The sequence below is a fragment of the Duganella sp. Dugasp56 genome (assembly GCF_047304105.1).
Taxonomy (GTDB): Bacteria; Pseudomonadota; Gammaproteobacteria; order Burkholderiales; family Burkholderiaceae_D; genus Rugamonas; species Rugamonas hordei.
In genome coordinates, this window is the sequence record NZ_JBGLYQ010000034.1 from 41,695 (window position 1) to 60,792 (window position 19,098).

Below are 19,098 nucleotides of genomic sequence, written 5' to 3' on the forward strand. Positions count from 1 at the left end.
ACAACGCACGGTGCAGGCTGCTATACAATCGCAGTATGGTGTCTTACCATATCCACTGGCCCGGAGGCTGCGATGTCCACCACCCATACTTTCCGCCCTGATTACGTCGGCGCCGAAGTCGTCGAAGCCGGCATTGAAGTTGCCGACCGTAAAGGTGCCGACAGCGCCGCAGCCTACCTCAGCCATCGCGGCGTGCCCGAGGAAGTGATCCAGCGCGTGGTGGCCGAGCCGGAGCACCGGCGCAATCCCGGCCGCCTGCGCAGCCGCGACGAACGGCTGGTCGAGGAAGCGTCCCGCTTCAAATTCAAGGTGTAAATTCGAATAGTTGCGCCGGCGTATCCCACAGTACGCGCCGGCGCTCCTGCTCGTCCGGCAGCCACTGTGCCAGCAGCTGCCGTTGCCCGGCGTAGCTGGCGGTCTTCTCGAACAGCGTGTGGGGCCAGTCGCTGCCCCACATCATCCGCTCCAGGCCCAGGTGCTCGCGCAGCAGCGGCATGGCCTGCAGCGCCACTACCTCGCCCCGGCCGTTGGCGCCATTGCGATATGCGCCCGAGAGCTTGACCCACAGCCGCCTGGATGCGCCCTGTGCCAGCAGGTAGCGGAATCCCGGATCGTCGATGCCGAGCGCCGGATCGGGACGGCCGAAATGATCGACGACGACATTGAGTCCGGCGTCGAGCAAGGGCGCGATCAGCGGCGGCAGTTCGCGGGCGGTCTGATGCACCTCGACCTGCATGCCGCGCTGCTGCAGGCGTTGCAGCAGGCTGCGCCACGCGGGCGCGGCAAAGTCCGGCGCGGCCAAACCCACCTGATTCAAGCGTATGCCCATCACGCCGGCCTGATGCAGCGCGTCGAGCTCCTCGTCGGCGATGGAGGGCTTGACGACGGCGATGCCGCGCAGGCGCCGCGGATAGCGCCGCAATACGTCGACCAGATAGCTGTTGTCGGTGCCGAGAAAGCTGGGCTGGACGATGACGCCGTGGGTGACGGCGTTGGCGTCCTGCAGCGCGAGGAATTGTTCCGGCGGCGCGTCGTAGCCGGAGGGCGCGCGGCGCTTGTCGGGCATCGGCAGGTTGTGCAGGAAGACATGCGCGTGGCAGTCGATGGCGTACATGGTGGTCGGTCTCTTGAAAATGGAGCAGGCGCTGAGTGTAGCCAGGAAGGCGGCTGATTGAAACTGGCGGCGGTTCATGCGGGCCTCCTCACGCTGGAATGGCGTCGAGCTTGCGGCCGCGGGTTTCCGGCAGCATCAGCACCGTCAGCACCACCAGGCCGTAGGCGATGGCGGCGTCGATGCCGATCGCCTCGCCCAGCGGCATGGATTTGCTCATGTAGCCCACCAGCACCGGGAAACCGGCCGAGGCGATACGCCCGAAGTTATAGCAGAATCCCACGCCGGCGCCGCGGATATGGGCGGGATACAGTTCGTTGAACAGCGCGCCCAGGCTGGCCGGTATGCCGGCCGCGAAGAAGCCCAGCGGGAAGCCAAGCACCAGCATCTCAATATTCGTCAACGGTATCATCAAGTAGATCAGCACCGTCACCGTCGAGCAGAGGGCGAACAGGGCGACGTTGCGGCGCCGGCCTATGCGGTCCAGCAGTTGGGCGCTGGTGATGCAGCCGAACCAGAAGGCGATGATGATGACCGCGAGATAGCCGCCGGTGCTCAGCACGGATAGATGTCGTTCGGTCTTCAGATAAGTGGGCAGCCAGGTCATCAGCGCGTAGTAGCCGCCGTGCGCGCCCATGCCCAGCAGGCTGCCCAGCAACGTCGTTTTCAGCAGGGCGGGGGAGAAGATGCCCACCAGCGGCACGCTGTCGGCGCTTGCCGGCGGGGCGGCGCGGCGTTCCGGTTCGGGTATCGAGCGGCGCACATAGACCACCAGCAGCGCCGGCAGCAGGCCGATGACGAACATCACGCGCCAGGCCATGTCCGGCGCCAGCCACGAGAACAGCACCGTATAAAGAATGACCGCGCCGCCCCAGCCGACCGCCCATGCGCTCTGCACGGTCCCCATGGCCTTGCCGCGGTGTTCGTTGCGCATGGTTTCGGCCATCAGCACCGCGCCTGCCGCCCATTCGCCGCCGAAGCCGAAGCCTTGCAGCGCCTTGAGCACCAGCAGTTGCGGGAAGGTCTGCGCGAACGAGCAGAGAAAGGTGAACACGGAGAACCACAGGATGGTCAGTTGCAGCGTGCGCACGCGGCCGATGCGGTCGGACACCGCGCCGCAGAACCAGCCACCCAACGCCGACGACACCAGCGTGACGCCGCTGATCAAGCCGGCCTGGGTTTTGTCGAGCCCGAACGCCGCGATCAGGGCGGGAATGGCGAGTGTAAACATCTGCACGTCCAGGGCATCCAGCCCCCAGCCGCTGAAACATGCCCAGAACGTCTTGCGTTCGAGTTTGGACACCTGGCGATACCAGCTAAACATGTGCGTCTCCTTGTTTTATTCATTTAAACATATATATGTTTAAATGAATCTTAGGCCCCGGATTAAAACCTGTCAACAAGAATCGATATGCTAAAGTATGGATATCCATATCTATAGTCATACAGAGCAATCCATGAATGCCATCAAACTGGAATACGACGACCGCCTGCCCCTGTACCAGCGGCTGCGCGACGACATGGTGGCGAGGATCACGCGCCGCGAATGGCAGGTCGGCGTGGCGATACCCACCGAGACCGAGCTGACCAGGATGTACGGCGTGGCGATCGGCACTGTGCGCAAGGCGGTGGAAACGCTGGTGGCCGACGGCCTGCTGGAGCGTAATCAGGGGCGGGGGACCTTCGTGCGCAGGCCGACGTTCGACGCCTCGCTGTTCCGCTTCTTCCGTCATCAGATCAACGGCGATCCGCGGCAGGTACCGCAGGGACGCGTGCTGAAACGAGGCCTGGCGCCGCCGCCGGCCGCCGTTGCCGCCGCGCTGGGACTGCCCAAGACGGCGCAGGCGATACGCCTGGATCGCTTGCGGCTGGTGGATGGCAAGACTGTGTTGATCGAGGAGATCTGGCTGCCGCGCGCGCCTTTCGCGCCGCTGCTGAAAATCGAGCCGGAGCAGTTCGGCGATCTGCTGTACCCGATGTACGAGGAGCGCTGCGGCGTGGTGATCGCGTCGGCCCAGGAAACGCTGACCGTCGATGCGGCCGATGCCCGCGACGCGGCGGCGCTGTCGCTCAAGGCCGGCCAGCCGGTGGTGGTGATCGAGCGGCTGGCGTTCGGCTACGACCGCCAGCCGCTGGAGTGGCGCCGCTCGCGCGGCCCGGCCGAGGGCTTCCGCTACCAGATCGAGATCCGCTGACGCCGGCGCGTCATTCTCGTAGGACTGGGACCACATAGTGTTATGTTACTAACCTACATATGCCGCATACGGCGTCCTAGGGTACAGCGCACATAGCGGGCATATAGTGTGTTCATCAGGTCGGTAACGATCTGCAACCTATAGAGGCTCGCCATGTACCAAGCAACCCGTACTTCCGTATCCAGTAACGCCGTACCCAATATGCAGGCGGAGATCTGCGTCAACCCGGCCGTCAGCCTGATCGGCGCCCAGCAGAACGAGCTGCTGCGTGCCCTGTCGCGCGAGGAGTTGATCAGCCTGTTCGAGCACCTGGAACTGGTGCCGTTGGCCGCCGGCAAGCACCTGTTCGACTTCGGTGAAAAGATGGATTACGCGTACTTTCCCACCAACGCCATCGTCTCGCTGCAGTTTGTGACGGAAGACGGCGGCGCCAGCGAGATCGCCGTGGTCGGCCGCGAAGGCGTGGTCGGCGTATCGATGTATGAAACCGAACGGGCCAACTGCTCGGCGGTGGTGCAAAGCGCCGGCTACGGCTACCGCATCAAGGGGGCGGTGCTGCGCACGGCATTCTTCGGCGGCGGCGCGCTGGCCCAGCAACTGATGCGCCATACCAGCGCGCTGTTTGCGCAGCTGGCGCAAACCGTCGCCGGCGTGCGTCACGGCAGCATCGAACAGCGCCTGTGCCGCTGGCTGCTGGAACGCCTGGACCGCTCGCAGTCGAACGAATTGAAAGTAACCCAGGAAATGATCGCCAACATGCTCGGCGTGCGCCGCGAAAGCATCACCTGCTGCGCCGGCAAGCTGCAGGAAGAGGGCCTGATCGAATATCGCCGCGGTACCGTCATCGTGCTCGATCGCGGCGCCATGGAGCAGCGCGCCGGTGGCTGCTATGTCGCCGCCTAATGCAGATACCTGGGTGCCTGCTGGAGCTCATCCAGTTTGCGCTGCACCAGTTTGTACCAGGCGACCGCCCACCTGTTCGCCATCATCGATTCCTCGACCGTAGCGGCAGACATGCTGCGACTGACGGCCGCCATTTGCCGATGCAGGGCATAGGCTGCGGCGGGCGGTTTGCGGCGGAGGCGTGAGATATCCATGACCTCATTCTGACTTCCATACCCCTTGCCGGCTGTACGCTAGCCCACGTTTATCGCATACCTGCTCATCCGTACTGAAAACTATCTGCGCCACAGCGGCACCGCCGTGGCGTCCAGCTTGCGCGGCAGCAGACCTTCGCCAAAGAAGGCGTCGGCGATGCGCTGTTGTTCTCCCAGCGCTTCCTTCAACACCGGACGCACATCGTAGCTGCGGCGGCTGTTGGCCAGTTCCACCGTTTTCGCATCCAGCCCCCAGACCGGCGCCAGCAGCTCGGCCGCTTCCTTGGGCGATTGCTTTACCCACGTTCCGGTCTTGCGCAAGGCGTCGAAGACGACGGCCAGCACGTCGGGATGCGCCAAGGCGTAGCTGGTCGAGGCCAGGTAGTAGCGCTGGTAGTCTGCGACGTTGCGGCCATCGGCCAGGATGCGCACCGGCGACTGGCGCTGCACGCCGGCCAGATACGGGTCCCATGTCACCCAGGCGGCGACGCTGCCGCGTTCGAAGGCGGCGCGGCCGTCGGCCGGCGTCAGGTAGGCCGGCTCGATGTCCTTGAAATGCAATCCCGCTTTTTCCAGCGCCGCGATCAGCAGGTAGTGGCTGCCCGCTGCCTTGGTCAGCGCGATCTTCTTGCCTTTGAGGTCGGCCACGCTGTTGAACGGCGCATCGGCGCGCACCACGATCGCCTGCGCCGACGGCGATGGCGACTCCTGCGCGAAATAGGTCAGCTGCGCGCCGGCCGCCTGGGCGAACACCGGCACCGTGTCCGCCACGTCGGCGCTCAGGTCGACGCCTCCGACATTGAGCGCTTCCAGCAGCGGCAGGCCGCTGGAGAATTCGTGCCAACTCACCTTGACGCCCAGCGGCGCCAGGTCCTGTTCCAGCTGGCCGCGCACTTTCAGCACGGTCAGCAGCGTCGAGGACTTCTGGTAGCCGATGCGCAGCGTGCCCGCGGGCTTTTGCGCCCGCGCGGGCAGGGCGGCCAGCGGCAGCAGGGCAAGCAAAGAGAGAATGGTGCGGCGTTGCGTGGTCATGAACGGCTTTCCTGGTTTGGGTATCGTATGATTGTAGGATTGCCCCGCGCGCAGGCGAACGAATGGTTTCGTATTTGAATATGCGGATTAATTAGTGTGGCCGCTTCGCCGGCCGGTTTAACATCGAACCCATGACCAAGAATTCAGATTTCCCTCTCCGCACGACGCAGCAAGTACGCGAGCAACTGCTTGCCGGACGCGAAATCGCGCTGCTTGATGTGCGCGAGGAAGACCCGCACGCCCAGGCCCATCCGCTGTTCGCCGCCAATTTTCCTGTGGGCCGCATCGAGCTGGACGCCTACACCAAACTGCCGCGCCGTGACGTGCCTGTCGTGCTGCTGGATGGCGGCGAAGGGCTGGCCGCGGTGGCGGCGGACCGCTTGCGCCGGCTGGGCTATACCGATGTGTCGTTGCTGGCCGGCGGCGTGGCCGGCTGGCACAACGGTGGCGGCGAATTGTTCCGCGACGTGAATGTGCCCAGCAAGGCATTCGGCGAGCTGGTGGAGGCCGAACGGCACACGCCGTCGTTGGCCGCGCAGGAAGTGCAGGCCTTGATCGACGGTGGCGAGAATATCGTCATTCTCGACGCCCGCCGCTATGACGAGTACCGGACCATGAGCATCCCCGGCAGCATCAGCGTGCCGGGCGCCGAACTGGCCTTGCGCGTGCGCGAGCTGGCGCCCGATCCGGCCACCCGCATCATCGTCAACTGCGCCGGCCGCACCCGCAGCATCATCGGCACGCAGTCGCTGATCAATGCGGGCGTGCCGAATCCGGTGGCGGCGCTGCGCAACGGCACGATAGGCTGGACGCTGGCGCGGCAACGGCTTGAGCACGGCCAGTCGCGCAGTTATCCGGCCGTGTCCGAGGCCGCGCGCGCGGCGGCGGCCCGGTCGGCCAGGGCGCTGGCCGACCGCACCGGTGTGCTGCGTCTCGCGTCCGGGCAGCTGCCGGCGCTGTTTGCCGATACCGCCCGCACCAACTACTACTTCGATATCCGCAGTCCCGAGGAATTTCGCCACGGCCGCCTGGCGCATTTCCGCTCAGCCCCCGGCGGCCAGCTGGTGCAGGAAACCGAGCAGTTCGCGCCGGTGCGCGGCGCGCGCATCGTGCTGGCCGACAGCGACGGCGTGCGCGCCAACCTGACCGCGCACTGGCTGCGCCAGATGAACCATGAGGTGTATGTGGTCGATGGCTTGCGGGCCGGCGACTTCAATCTGACAACCGCGTGGACCGCCGAGCTGCCGCCGCAGCCTGTGGTGGAGCAGGTCGACGCTGCAACATTGTCGAAATGGCTAGACGAAGCGTTGGACGATACCGTGGTGCTGGACTTTCAGTCCGGCGCCGGTTATCAGAAACGCCACATCCCCGGCGCCTGGTTCGCGCTGCGCTCCGACCTGGCTGCGGCGCTGCACAAGCTGCCTGCCGGCGCGCGGCGCTACGTGCTTGCCAGCGGCAGCGGCCGGTTGGCGTGCCACGCGGCGGCCGACTTGCGCGCATTGACGGACCTGGCGGTGCTGGTGCTGGCCGGCGGAACCGATGCCTGGGCCGGCGCCGGCCTGCCACTGGCGTCCGGCACGACGAGGCTGGCCTCGCCGCTGATCGACCGCTACCGCCGTCCCTACGAAGGCACCGACAACCTCGCCGAGACGATGCAGGCCTACCTCGACTGGGAGTTCGGGCTGGTCGCGCAACTGGCGCGCGACGGCACGCACGGCTTCCGCGTGTATGCGGCTTAAGTCTGAGGCCTGAGTCGGATGCTTTATGCATGCGTTGCATTTTGGGTGCAATGCAGCGTAAATCTGTTCATAGTTATCTAGCGGTAACACTGTTCCGTTATACTGCGTTCAGGCTGCACAGATGGCCAGTTCCTCCATCACTTTCATGAGAAAAGTCACCATGACTATTACAAAGCGCTTGATTTTGACACTGTCGTTGGCGTTGCTAGCGCTGATATTCGTTGGCATTACCGGACTGACCCAGTTGTCGCGCGCGCAGCAGCGCCTGGATATGGTCCAGACCCGCTTGATCCCCAGCATCGCCGGCTTGAACCTGGCCAAGGGCTCGCTGGCCGACAGCCGCCTGGCCGGCTATCGCCTGTCGGTGTTCTCCAACCTGGCCGACAAGACCGCGCTGGACAAGGCATATAACGATGCCCACGCCAAGTTCGACGAGATTCTCAATAATTATGAAAAAAATAACATCTTCGACGAGACCGACCGCAAGATGCTGGACGCGGACCGCGCCAACATGGCCGCCTACCGCCAGGCGCTGATTCCATTCGTGGCCGGCGCCCATGCCGGCGACATGGACGCCGTGCGCGCCACGCTGCAGGCCGGCACGCCGCTGGCGGCGTCCGCCGCCGCCGTCAAGAAGGGCTTCGACGACCATATCGAATACAACAACAAGCTGATCGCCAATGTGCGCGACGAGAGTATCGCGGCCTACAACTTCGCCTTCCGCCTGATGGTGAGCGTGATCGTCCTGGGCCTGCTGGTCACCGGCGCGCTGGCCTGGCAGCTGTATGTCATCATCAAGGGCAGCCTGGCATCGATCCGCGACACGCTGGAAGACGTGAGCCAGTCGCTCGACCTGACCCGCCAGATCAAGATCGAACGCATGGACGAAGTCGGCCACACGGCGGTCGCCTTCAACAAGCTGCTGGAGCAGATCGCCGGCGTCATCGACACCGTGCGCGCCTCGACCACCGCCGTCGGCTCGGCTTCGCAGCAGATCGCGGCCGGCACCGGCGACCTGTCGCAGCGCACCTCGTCGCAGGCCGCGGCGCTGGAACAGACCGCCGCCAGCATGGAACAACTGACTTCGACCGTCGGCCAGAACGCCGACAACGCCCGCCAGGCCAACCAGCTGGCGCGTTCGGCGTCGGACGTGGCGGCGCAGGGCGGCACCGTGGTGGACCAGGTGGTGATCACCATGGGTTCGATCAATGAATCGTCGCGCAAGATCGTCGACATTATCTCGGTCATCGACGGCATCGCCTTCCAGACCAACATCCTGGCGCTGAACGCCGCCGTGGAAGCGGCGCGTGCCGGCGAACAGGGTCGCGGCTTCGCCGTGGTGGCGACCGAGGTGCGCAACCTTGCACAACGCTCGGCTGCGGCGGCCAAGGAAATCAAGGCGCTGATCGACGACTCGGTGGAGAAGGTCGGTTCCGGCACCAAGCTGGTGGAGCAGGCCGGTACCACGATGCAGGAAGTGGTCGCCAGCATCAAGCAGGTGACCGACATCGTCGGCGAGATCAGCGCGGCCACGCAGGAACAGAACGACGGCATCGCCCAGGTGCACTCGGCGGTGACGCAGATGGACGAAACCACGCAGCAGAACTCGGCGCTGGTGGAAGAAACCGCCGCCGCCGCGCAAGCCCTGCGCGACCAGGCCGATACGCTGGAACGCGCGGTCAGCGCGTTCAAGATCAACGCCTCGCATGCCGCCTACGTTGCGCCCGCGCCTGCACGTCCGGTGCGCACCGCCACCGTTGCCACGCTGCCCAAGCCGCGCGTCAAGCCGGCCGCCAAGCCGGCTCCCGCAGCGACGCAGAAACTCAAGTCCAGCGCCGCCGCCACCTCCAGCGGCGAGTGGGAAGAGTTCTGATCCGGGGATAGGAGCCAGACTGCGCGGCGGGATTTTCCAGCCCGCGCTACAATCCAGAACCAACGCGCCACCCCTGCCGTGGCGCGTTTCTTTTGGAGGGTGGTGATGGAGCATAATCGTCTCGGAAAATCCGGTCTGCGCGTGCCGGAACTTAGTTTTGGCACCGGCACTTTTGGAGGCGGCAACGACTTCTTCAAAGCCTGGGGCAGCACGGACGCTGGCGGCGCCTCCCGCCTGATCGACGTCTGCCTTGAACACGGCGTGTCGATGTTCGATACCGCCGACGTCTATTCGGACGGTCTGGCGGAGAAGATCCTGGGCCAGGCCATCAAGGGCAAGCGCAACCGCTTGCTGATCTCCACCAAAGTCACCTTCCCCACCGGACAAGGCGCCAACGATTTCGGCTCCTCGCGCCAGCATTTGATCGACGCGGTCGACCAGTGCCTGCAGCGGCTGGAAGTCGATCACATCGACCTGCTGCAATTGCACGGACAGGACAACAATACGCCGGTCGAGGAAACGCTGGCCACGCTCGACCAACTGGTCCGCGACGGCAAGGTGCGCTACATCGGCGGTTCCAATTTCTCCGGCTGGCACATGATGAAGTCTCTGGCCGTGTCGGACCGCTACGGCTATCCGCGCCACGTCGCGCATCAAATCTACTACTCGCTGCTGAACCGCGACTACGAGTGGGAGCTGATGCCGCTGGCGGCCGACCAAGGCGTGGGCGCGATGGTCTGGAGTCCGCTGGGCTGGGGCAAGCTGACCGGCAAGATCCGTCGCGGCCAGCCGGCCAAGCCCGGCACCCGCGCGCACGACATCGCCGGCACCGGCCCGCATTTCGAGGAGGAGCGGCTGTTCAAAATCGTCGACGCGCTGGATGTGGTGGCGGAGCAGACCGGCAAGACGATACCGCAGGTGGCGCTGAACTGGCTGCTGGGGAAGAAGACCATTTCCAGCGTGATCATCGGTGCGCGCGACGAGCGGCAGCTGATCGATAACATCGGCGCCACCGGCTGGCGCCTGACGGCCGAGCAGAACGCGCTGCTGGAAGCGGCCAGCGACGTATCACCGGCTTACCCGGTGTGGCACCAGCGCGGTTTCCCGATGCTGAACGAGCCGCGTTAAAAGTTCTTGATCAGGATCGCGCGCAGCGAGCGCGATTCGATGGGGTGGAAGTGGATGTCGTCGACCGGCGCCGCTTCGCCCTTCAGCTGCGACGCATAGTAGTAGTCGATGGCGGAGTCGCGGCGATTGGTCAGGTTGAAGGCTTCCAACTCCAGCGTCAATCCCTTTTTGATCTTCCAGCCCAGGCGGCCGTTCAGCGTCAGGCTTTGCTTCGAGCGCACGCTGTTGTCCTCGATGAGCGGACGCGGGCCGAAGAAGCGCAGCTTCAACGAGCCAGAATAGGGGCCGCCATCATCGACCGTGACCGCCAGCTGGCCGGTACCTTCGATGGCGCCGGGGATGTAGCTCCCTTCCGGCAGATCGCCGCGCGAGCGTGCGCGCGCATAGGCCAGGTCCAGGTCGATGGACAGCCATTTCAACGGCTTGTAATAGTTCGAGAATTCCACCCCGTAGCGGCGGCTCGGCGGTCCCGCTTCGGTGGTGCCGGCATCGCCGGCATAGGTCAGCTCCGAATCGAAATCCAGGCGGTACACCGACAACGAGGTTTGCAGGCCCGGCAGCCATGTGCTGCGCGCGCCCAGCTCCATGCCGCGCGAACGCACCAGCGGCGAGACCTTGCCGGTGGCGTCACCGGTCTTCGGATCGACGCGGATGGTGACGCCGCGCGCGTCGTTGCTGTGGAAGCCGTTGCCGATGTTGGCATACAGTTCGGCCGTCTGCCACGGTCCGTAGATCAGGCTCAGGCTGGGGCTGACCAGGTGGTCGCTGGCCTTGCCGGTGTTGGCGGCGAGGTCGCTGCGCACGTCGAAGCGGTAGCTGTCGACGCGGGCGCCGGCCACGGTGCGGAAGGCGTTGTTCCAGCGCGTGCTGTTCTCGACATACAAGCCGGCGCTGGATTCGACGATGTGGTCTTCGCGGGTGACCGACAGCGTCTTGCGCGCTTGTGTGCTGAGCAGGCCGTTGAAGATGTTATCGTTTTGCAGCTGCAGGCCGATGGTGGTCTCGCTGTTGCCGGTGTCCGTGTGATGGTGCCAGCTGTGGCTCGCATTCAGTCCGCTGGTGACGCGCTTGTCCGGCTGCGCGAACTGGTCGCCGTGCACCGGGTCGTCCATGAAGTAGGTGAAGTTGGAATACAGGTCCAGCTGGTTGGCGATGACGTAGGCGTTGACCCTGGACGCGCTGTCGTCGGTGGTGCGGCGCCAGGCGCCGGACAGGCTGTAGCGATGCGATTTGCCGCCGTCGGTCGGGTCGATGGCGTCGTTGCGGCCTATCTGGCCGTCCTGCGCGGCGCGCAGCGGGATCTGGTCGGTCGAGTTCCAGTCGGCGCGGTAGGTCATCAGGCTGACGTTGAAGCCGTTGTTGGCGTAGCCTTCGCTGTAGCGCAGCACGGCGTTCAGCTTCTGATAGTCGTCCGGATGCGTGAACGGGCCGTCGTTGTGCAGCGCTTCGACCGCGTACAGCAGGCTGCCGTTGCCGGCTTCGATGGAATCGGCCAGCAGCGCGCGGCCGTAGCTGTGCTGGCCGGCGGACACCGTCGCCACGCCTTGCAGCAGGCGGTTCGCATACACCACGGACGCCGTGCCGGCCGAGGCGAAATCGCCTTCCTCGGCGGAGTAGGGGCCTTTCTTGTAGTCGAGCCGCACCGCCAGTTCCGGGATCAGGAAGTTCAGGTCGGTCCAGCCCTGGCCGTGCGCGTGGCTGCGCTGGTTGACGGGCATGTCGTCGACGGTGGTGCGCAGGTCGGTGCCGTGGTCCAGGTTGAAACCGCGCAGGTAGAACTGGTTGGCCTTGCCTTCGCCGCTGTGCTGGCTGACGATCAGGCCGGGCGCCGCTTCGAGGATTTCGCCGGGACGGTAGACGGTGCGCGCGGCCAGCTCCTGCTGAGACACGCTGCCGGCGCTGGCCGCGTCGGCCACGCCCAGCTGGCTGGCGCGCGAACCGTCGACGATCACCCTTTGCAGGATATCGTCGGCATGCGCGTCGGCATGCGCCACGCCTATCGCCAGCAACGCCAGCGGCAGCAGCCTTTTAACGGGTGGTTTGATCGATGCTGCCTTGATCGAAGATGAGAGTCTGGATAGGGCCATCGGCTTGCAGGTTGACTGTGTTCTTTTGCGATGGCTGGAAGTCTATCAGCAAGGCGTTGTGGATGCGAGCGGCCGGCGCCAGCTTTACGCCCTTGATTTCCTGGAAGATGACGACGCTGTCGGCATCGGCCTTCATGCCTACCCATTGCAGCGGCAGGCGCTTGTGGTCCGGGCCTTCGATGTAAAACTGTTTTTCAACGTAGCGGCGCAGCGGCTGTTCGCTGTCCGGCTGGCCCAGGTCGAAGCTGCGGCCGTAGAGATTGGTCAGCAGCGTGGCGAGATCGTGCGCGGTGTAGGTGTGCACGATCTCGGTGCTGCCGGTGCGCTCGTTGTAGCTGATGTCGGCTATGCCCATGTGAAAATTATGGGCGCTTGCCGCCGTGCCGGCCAAGGCCAGCACGGTTGCTGCAATAAGTCGCATGGAACGAAACATCATTCAGCCGCCGGTTCCTTCGAACCCTTGTCGGCGCCCTTGGAGTCCTTGCCCTTCAGCGGCGTGTTGAAGTCGCGCATCAGGTTGTTGCGATCGCGTTCGGTCTTGAACAGCTCGACGCGCGACTGCGTTACCTTGCGTGGCCAGGCGTTGTTGCTGGTGTCGATGTCGGCGGTCTCCCAGTACGGGTCCTGCACCAGGCCCACCATCGGCTCGTCGGTGACGATCAGCTTGGTGATCTTCTTCGGCGAGTAGCGCCATACTTCGGCCGGCACGCGTTCGATGTACTTCTTGCCGCTCTTCAGTTCAATCTCCAGCACCAGCGGCATCACCATGCCGCCCAGGTTGGAGAAGTCCACCAGGTACAGGTGCTTGCCCTGATCCAGCAGCTTCTTCTCCCAAGGCTCCAGCTTCTCGATCGCCTCGGCGTAGGTGTTGCGGTCCTTGTTGGTGACGGTGAACTCGTCGTGCTCGTTGTAGAAGTCCTTCAGTTCAGGGTGCGCGTCCAGGCGTTTAGGCAGGGACTTGTTGCGCTGCTCGGACAGCGAAATCGGCTGCGCGTCCTTCTGCGCTTTCTTCCAGGCCTTTTCCTTTTCCGGATCCTTGGTATTCACGCCGTATTCGCTGATGCCGTCGATGCTGATGTCGACCGCGTCGGTGGTGTAGAACCAGCCGCGCCAGAACCAGTCAAGGTCGGTGCCGGAAGCGTCTTCCATGGTGCGGAAGAAGTCGGCCGGGGTGGGGCGCTTGAATTTCCAGCGGCGCGCGTATTCCTTGAAGGCGTAGTCGAACAGGTCGCGGCCCAGGATGGTTTCACGCAGGATGTTCAAGCCGGTGGCCGGCTTGGCATAGGCGTTGTTGCCGAACTGGAGCAGCGACTCCGAGTTGGTCATGATCGGCACCTGGTTCTGGCTGCGCATGTAGTCGACGATGTTGCGCGGCTCGCCGCGGCGCGACGGGTAGCCGTCTTCCCATGCCTGCTCGGCCAGGTACTGCACGAAGGTGTTCAGGCCTTCATCCATCCAGGTCCACTGGCGCTCGTCCGAGTTGATGATCATCGGGTAGTAGTTGTGGCCCACCTCGTGGATGATCACGCCGATCAGGCCGTACTTGGTCTGCTGCGACCAGGTCACGGCGCCGGTCTTCTTGTCCTTGGCCGGACGCGGACCGTTGAACGAGATCATCGGGTATTCCATGCCGCCGACCGGGCCGTTGACCGAGATCGCGGTCGGGTACGGGAAGTCGAAGCTGTACTTGTTGTACTGGTCGATGGTGTGGATGATGGCCTGGGTGCTGTACTTGCCCCACAGCGGATTGCCTTCCTTCGGATAGTAGGACATCGCCATCACGTTGGTGGCGTCCTTCTTGAAGCCCTGCGCATCCCAGATGAACTTGCGGCTGGAGGCCCAGGCGAAGTCGCGCACGTTGGAGGCCTTGAAATGCCAGGTCTTGGCGGCGGTGCTGACCGATTTCTCGGCCTTCTCGGCTTCTTCCTGCGTGACGATGACGACTGGCGCGGTGGCGGTGCGGGCCTTGGCCAGGCGGTCGCGCTGGGTCGCGGTCAATACGTCGTTGGCGTTCTGCAGTTCGCCGGTGGCGCCGACGACGTGGTCGGCCGGGACGGTCAGCTGCACGTCGTAGTCGCCGAATTCCAGCGTGAATTCGCCGGAGCCGAGGAACTGCTTGTGCTGCCAGCCCATCACGTCGTAGTAGGCCGCCATGCGCGGGTACCACTGGGCGATCTCGAACAGGTCGTTCTTGTCTTCTTCGAAGTGCTCGTAGCCGGAACGGCCGCCCAGCACCAGTTGTTCGTTGATGTTGTAGGACCAGTCGATATTGAAGGCGTAGCTCTGGCCAGGCTTCAACGGCGTCGGCAGGTCGATGCGCATCATCGTGCGGTTGATGGTGTACTTCAGCGGCTGGCCGCCGGCGGTGACGTTCTTGATATTGAAGCCGCCGTCGAATTCACGGCCGGCCAGGATGCCGCGCATGCCTTCGAACTTGTAGCCGTCTTCCGGATTGCGCGGCTTGGCCCACGCTTCGCGCGAGGGCTGGGTCAGCATCATGCGCGCGTCGGAATCCTTCTTGTAGATGTTCTGGTCCAGCTGCACCCACAGGTAGCTCAGCGTATCGGGCGAGTTGTTGTGGTAGTGGATCTCCTCGCTGCCGCTGATGGCGCGCTTGGCCTCGTCCAGCGTGGCGCGGATCTTGTAGTCCGCGCGTTGCTGCCAGTAGGCGGCGCCAGGGGCGCCGGAAGCGGTGCGGTAGGAGTTCGCGGTCGGCAGGATCTCGTCCAGTTGACGGAACTTGTCGTCGAAAGGTTCCGCCGCAAAAGCGGACACCGTGAAGCAAACAGCCAGAAAGCCTATAGTCTTGCGCATAGTTTGTATTCCTGATCTTTACCCGAAGAAAAGAAATAGTGTATAGCAAGTTTTCAAAGAATAACCGGCTGATACAATAAAATACAAACTAAGTCACAGTTAATATAGTTGATTTACTTGATTTGCAACTGACGCTCCTGGAACTCGAAATGGGCGTCGTCGGTGGCGATCATGGAGGCACTCTGAGCGTCCAGCTTCATCAGCGGGGAACCCTTGCCACTGTTGGCTTGCGGCCAAACCGGCAGGCCGGTGCCGTTGGGATTTCCGGTCTTGATGAAGTTGGCGACGTAGTTCATCAGCTGCCACGAAAGCAGATAATCCTTGGCAGTCCATGAATACACTTTATTACCAGGCAGGTTACCCAGCGCGTATTCGATTTCCACCGAGTGGCCGGCGCCGGTCTCGCCCGGACGCGGATGCGAGTAATAGTAGCGGTAGACCGGCTTGCCGCCGGTGCGGGCATGGGTGTCCAGCCACTTCCAGGTGCCGTAGGCGATGAAGCGGTCGCCGGCCAGGTCGGTGGCGGCCTGCATCACGTCGCCGCTGTAGGCTTGCCGGGCGGCGGCCGCGCGCTCGCCGTATAGTTGTTTCAGCGCGCTGTCGAAGTTTTCGGCGGTGGCCTCCTTGTCGCCCAGGATCTGCCTGTAATGGCCTTCCTGCGAATTCCAGCCGGCCAGCAGCGGCACCTTGGCCTGCTCGCCCGCCGCGTACATGGCGGCTGGTTGACGCGGCAGCACGTAGCCGTCCTGGATCGCGCTGAACCACGGAGTGCCGGGCTGCTTCAGGGTTTCCAGCAACTGCTGCGCGGGCAGGGCGCGCAGCGCGGCCAGCGTCGGCGCGCCGATTTTCTCGGCGAACGCCGCGCCGTTCTTTTCCGCCTCGGCCAATGGCGGCGGGGCGTTCAGGCCGAGCAGCGAGCCGCTCTCGCCGATGGCGCCGGCGATCAGCCCCTTGGACAGCGGCGTAATCATCTGCGCGCTAACCGACCACGAGCCGGCCGATTCGCCGGCGATGGTCACCCGCGCGGGATCGCCGCCGAAGGCCGCGATATTCTTGCGCACCCATTGCAGCGCGGCCGCCTGGTCCATCAGGCCGTAGTTGCCGGACGCCTTGTTGGGCGATTCGGCGCTCAACTCGGGATGGGCCAGGAAGCCGAAGACATTCAGGCGATAATTGACGGTCAGCGTGACGATGCCTTGTTTGGCCATGGTTTCGCCATCGTAGCGCGGCTCGGAACCGTCGCCGGCAGCGAAGCCGCCGCCGTAGAAGTAGACCAGCACCGGCAGTTTGGCCTTGGGCGACTTGGCCGGTGTCCAGACGTTCAGGTACAGGCAGTCCTCGCTGACGCCGCTGGAGCGGAACACCATGTCGCCGAACAGCGGCAGCTGCATCGCGCGCGGGCCGAAGTGATCGGCCTTGCGCACGCCTTTCCACTTTTGCGCCGGCTGCGGCGCCTTCCAGCGCAGGTCGCCGACCGGCGGCGCCGCAAACGGGATGCCCTTGTACGATGTGACGCCCGACGCTTCAAGCGTGCCCTCGACCACGCCGGTGGCGGTGGCGGCGCGCGGCGCGGAGGCGGCCTGGGAATTGAAAGTGATGGCACTGGCGGCGATCAACAGCAAACCGAATTTGTTCATATCGTCTACGAAAAGTGGAATGGTAGCGGTAACTATAGCTGGAAGCGAGACGATTGGCGACATTTTGTTGTGCAAAACGTGCAGCAGGTCTACATTCGTACTTACCCAAACTAAAACGGAGATGAATATGACCGGTATTTTTAAACGACTGCTGTCGCTGACGATCGCATTGGGTTTGCTGGCCGCCGCGCCGGCCACCTTCGCGCAGGGGAAGGGCAACGCCGACGACGCCACCGCGCTGGTGAAGAAGGCGGTGGCGTTTTACAAGAAGAACGGGAGGGAGAAGGCGCTGGCGGAGTTCAGCGATCCGAAAGGGCAGTTTATCGACCGCGACCTGTATATTTTCGTGATCGATCAAAAGGCCAAGATGCTGGCGCATGGCACCCTGCCCAAGATCATCGGCAAGGACGTCATCGAGATGAAGGACGCCGACGGCAATTTCCTGTTCAAGAACATGCTTGAACTGGTCAATTCCAAGGGCAGCGGCTGGGTCCATTACAAATGGCCGAATCCGATCACCAAGAACATCGAAGCCAAGTCCACCTATCTGGAAAAGGTCGACGACCTGGTGATCGGCTGCGGCATCTACAAATAAGCCGGCCCGGTTTTACTTTTAACGCAGCGTTTCCGTCAGTACGCGGCCTTCCGCGCCTGACGGCGGACGCACGTGCAGCAGGTTCGCCAGCGTCGGCGCGATGTCGACCACTTCGGCGTACTGGCCGTAGTAGCCAGGCTTGATCCAGCGCTTGCCCATGATCAGCAGCGGCACGTTGGTGTCGTAGGCGTACGGCGAACCGTGCGAGGTGCCGCTGATGCCGGTGCCGAAGTACCAGTACGGCTTGGTGACCACCATCAGGTCGCCGGAGGCTTCGCGGTTCCATGCGCGGCGCATCAGGGTGGCGATGCGCGTGGTGTTGGCGGCGCCGCTTTCAAGCTGCGTGCGGGTGTACGCTTCGACGATGCCGTTCTGCTTCAGCAGGAAGCGGGCGGCGGCGTTTTCCACTTCTTCGCGTTTCAAACCGCTCTTGTCGATCTGCTCGTAGTCGAGGTGGATGTTGGGCAGCGACCATGCGCTCAGCAGCTTGGCGCCGCCGAACTTGTCCGACAGGTGCTTGCCCAGCGCCGTCATCATCTTGTCGCCGTCGATGCGCTGGGCGTCGATGTGCTGCGTCTGCGAGAACTCCGGCGTGTTCGGGAAGCCATGGTCGGCGGTCAGCACCACCACCACGTTGTCCATGCCGATCCGCTTGTCCAGGTAGTTGAAGAAGTCGGCCAGCATGCGGTCCAGCCGCTGCAGGTGGTCGTGCGACAGCTTGCTTTCCGGGCCGAACGCGTGGTTGACATAGTCATGCGCCGACAGGCTCACGCCCAGCAGGTCCGGCACGCCGGCGGGATTGCGGCCGAGGTTTTCGCCTTCGACGGCGGCGCGCGCGAAGTCGATGGTCAGCTGGTCGAGGAAGGGGCCGGTCTTCAGGTTGTTGTAATAGCCGGCGTCGATCTCGCCGCTTTCGCTGTAGTAGGTGTACGGCAGGCGGTTGTGCGTACCGGGTTTCGGCGCATTCAGGTCTTCGCTGGCGTCGCCGGCGTAGGCGGCTTCGGGCAGCAGCGCGGTCCACGACTTGCCGTAGTAGCGGTCCTGCGGCTTGCCCGCCTGGTACTGCTTGACCCAGTCCGGATGCTGCTTCATGTAGAAGGTGCTGCTGGCGAAGTCGCCGGTCTTGTCCATGTACATATAGGCGGTGCCGGTTTTACCGGCCAGCAGGATCGCGCCGCGATCCTTGCCGGAGACCGCCACCACCTTGCTGCGGTTGCCGGTGGCATAGCGCAGCTGGTCGCCCAGCGTGTCGACCTTCAGGCGGTTCGGCGAGGTGCCGTCGCTGGACTTGGTCTCTTCGCCGATATAGGTGTAGTTGGTATCTTCGGTGCAGTAGACCGATTTCTTGGTGACCGGGTCGATCCAGTTGTTGCCGATGATGCCGTGCACATAGGGATAGGCGCCGGTCAGCACGGCGCTATGGCCGATCGCGGTGACGGTGATGCCGTGTGCCTGGTGCGCGTTGCTGAACGATGCGCCCTGGTCCAGCAGGCGGCGGAAGCCGCCCTGGCCGAACTGGTCGCGATAGCGCTGCAGCTGCTCGTTCGGCAGGCCGTCCACCACCATCACCAGCACCAGCTTTGGCTGCGCGGGGGCGGCCGCGGTCGCGGAGGGGGCTGCCGCTTGGGCCCAGTCGGCGGCCAGGCAGAAGGTTAAGCAGGTGGCCAGGATCCGCAGGGCGGGCAGGCATGCCGGTACATTCTTTGTCATAGTTGCTCGTGTCAGGTTGGAGGAGGCCCGCGCGTGATGCGGGCAGCGTCCATGATACCCGAGCTGTGTGACGATGCGAT

Annotated in this window: 16 protein-coding genes; 7 read left to right on the forward strand and 9 right to left on the reverse strand. The window is 64.0% G+C overall.

What is annotated here, in order from left to right; all coding sequences use genetic code 11:
• The first annotated feature begins 72 nt into the window (after positions 1 to 72).
• Positions 73 to 315 carry a hypothetical protein gene (locus ACCD07_RS22430; protein WP_176651517.1) on the forward strand — a complete coding sequence of 81 codons (243 nt, stop codon included), beginning with the start codon at positions 73 to 75 and terminating at the stop codon, positions 313 to 315.
• Here ACCD07_RS22430 and ACCD07_RS22435 read toward each other — a convergent pair.
• Together ACCD07_RS22435 and ACCD07_RS22440 are read right to left on the reverse strand one after the other, a co-directional pair.
• On the reverse strand, positions 305 to 1,192 hold the full coding sequence (locus tag ACCD07_RS22435) for an amidohydrolase family protein (RefSeq protein WP_413448616.1): 888 nt from the start codon (positions 1,190 to 1,192) through the stop codon (positions 305 to 307). The two genes, ACCD07_RS22430 and ACCD07_RS22435, sit on opposite strands and share 11 nt — an antisense overlap.
• A gap of 10 nt (positions 1,193 to 1,202) precedes the next feature.
• Positions 1,203 to 2,435: an MFS transporter gene (locus ACCD07_RS22440; protein WP_413448617.1), complete on the reverse strand. Its 1,233-nt coding sequence runs from the start codon at positions 2,433 to 2,435 to the stop codon at positions 1,203 to 1,205.
• Between the two features lie 133 nt (positions 2,436 to 2,568).
• Here ACCD07_RS22440 and ACCD07_RS22445 point away from each other — a divergent pair, with 133 nt between their 5' ends.
• Complete coding sequence (locus ACCD07_RS22445; RefSeq protein ID WP_353404646.1) at positions 2,569 to 3,306, forward strand: GntR family transcriptional regulator; 738 nt, start codon at positions 2,569 to 2,571, stop codon at positions 3,304 to 3,306.
• Between the two features lie 201 nt (positions 3,307 to 3,507).
• Positions 3,508 to 4,209, forward strand: a complete 702-nt coding sequence (locus tag ACCD07_RS22450; protein ID WP_353404678.1) for a Crp/Fnr family transcriptional regulator — start codon at positions 3,508 to 3,510, stop codon at positions 4,207 to 4,209.
• Here ACCD07_RS22450 and ACCD07_RS22455 read toward each other — a convergent pair.
• Together ACCD07_RS22455 and ACCD07_RS22460 are read right to left on the reverse strand one after the other, a co-directional pair.
• Complete coding sequence (locus ACCD07_RS22455) at positions 4,206 to 4,403, reverse strand: hypothetical protein (RefSeq protein ID WP_176651513.1); 198 nt, start codon at positions 4,401 to 4,403, stop codon at positions 4,206 to 4,208. The two genes, ACCD07_RS22450 and ACCD07_RS22455, sit on opposite strands and share 4 nt — an antisense overlap.
• An 81-nt stretch (positions 4,404 to 4,484) precedes the next feature.
• Positions 4,485 to 5,435: an aliphatic sulfonate ABC transporter substrate-binding protein gene (locus ACCD07_RS22460; protein WP_413448618.1), complete on the reverse strand. Its 951-nt coding sequence runs from the start codon at positions 5,433 to 5,435 to the stop codon at positions 4,485 to 4,487.
• Positions 5,436 to 5,566: 131 nt separating this feature from the next.
• Here ACCD07_RS22460 and ACCD07_RS22465 point away from each other — a divergent pair, with 131 nt between their 5' ends.
• From ACCD07_RS22465 to ACCD07_RS22475, 3 genes are all read left to right on the forward strand, one after another.
• Positions 5,567 to 7,174, forward strand: a complete 1,608-nt coding sequence (locus ACCD07_RS22465; protein ID WP_413448619.1) for a rhodanese-like domain-containing protein — start codon at positions 5,567 to 5,569, stop codon at positions 7,172 to 7,174.
• 160 nt (positions 7,175 to 7,334) lie between these two features.
• A complete protein-coding gene (locus tag ACCD07_RS22470) occupies positions 7,335 to 9,047 on the forward strand; it encodes a methyl-accepting chemotaxis protein (protein WP_413448620.1) in 1,713 nt (570 codons plus the stop codon).
• Between the two features lie 105 nt (positions 9,048 to 9,152).
• Positions 9,153 to 10,175 (forward strand): aldo/keto reductase, encoded by a 1,023-nt coding sequence (locus ACCD07_RS22475; RefSeq protein WP_413448621.1) that lies wholly within the window; start codon positions 9,153 to 9,155, stop codon positions 10,173 to 10,175.
• On the opposite strand, the gene ACCD07_RS22480 is transcribed toward ACCD07_RS22475, so the two are convergent.
• From ACCD07_RS22480 to ACCD07_RS22495, 4 genes are all read right to left on the reverse strand, one after another.
• On the reverse strand, positions 10,172 to 12,262 hold the full coding sequence (locus ACCD07_RS22480; RefSeq protein WP_413448622.1) for a TonB-dependent receptor: 2,091 nt from the start codon (positions 12,260 to 12,262) through the stop codon (positions 10,172 to 10,174). The two genes, ACCD07_RS22475 and ACCD07_RS22480, sit on opposite strands and share 4 nt — an antisense overlap.
• Positions 12,204 to 12,698: a DUF6702 family protein gene (locus ACCD07_RS22485; RefSeq protein ID WP_176651507.1), complete on the reverse strand. Its 495-nt coding sequence runs from the start codon at positions 12,696 to 12,698 to the stop codon at positions 12,204 to 12,206. The genes ACCD07_RS22480 and ACCD07_RS22485 overlap by 59 nt, the downstream gene beginning before the upstream one ends.
• Complete coding sequence (locus ACCD07_RS22490) at positions 12,695 to 15,076, reverse strand: M1 family metallopeptidase (protein WP_176651506.1); 2,382 nt, start codon at positions 15,074 to 15,076, stop codon at positions 12,695 to 12,697. The genes ACCD07_RS22485 and ACCD07_RS22490 overlap by 4 nt, the downstream gene beginning before the upstream one ends.
• A 113-nt stretch (positions 15,077 to 15,189) precedes the next feature.
• The gene (locus tag ACCD07_RS22495; RefSeq protein ID WP_413448623.1) at positions 15,190 to 16,713 is read right to left on the reverse strand and encodes a carboxylesterase/lipase family protein; all 1,524 of its coding nucleotides are present in this window, start codon (positions 16,711 to 16,713) and stop codon (positions 15,190 to 15,192) included.
• Positions 16,714 to 16,840: 127 nt separating this feature from the next.
• Between ACCD07_RS22495 and ACCD07_RS22500 the strand changes: the two genes are divergently transcribed.
• Positions 16,841 to 17,308 (forward strand): cache domain-containing protein, encoded by a 468-nt coding sequence (locus ACCD07_RS22500; protein ID WP_176651504.1) that lies wholly within the window; start codon positions 16,841 to 16,843, stop codon positions 17,306 to 17,308.
• 18 nt (positions 17,309 to 17,326) lie between these two features.
• Here ACCD07_RS22500 and ACCD07_RS22505 read toward each other — a convergent pair whose 3' ends face one another.
• A complete protein-coding gene (locus tag ACCD07_RS22505; RefSeq protein ID WP_413448624.1) occupies positions 17,327 to 19,018 on the reverse strand; it encodes an alkaline phosphatase family protein in 1,692 nt (563 codons plus the stop codon).
• Between the last annotated feature and the right edge of the window lie 80 nt (positions 19,019 to 19,098).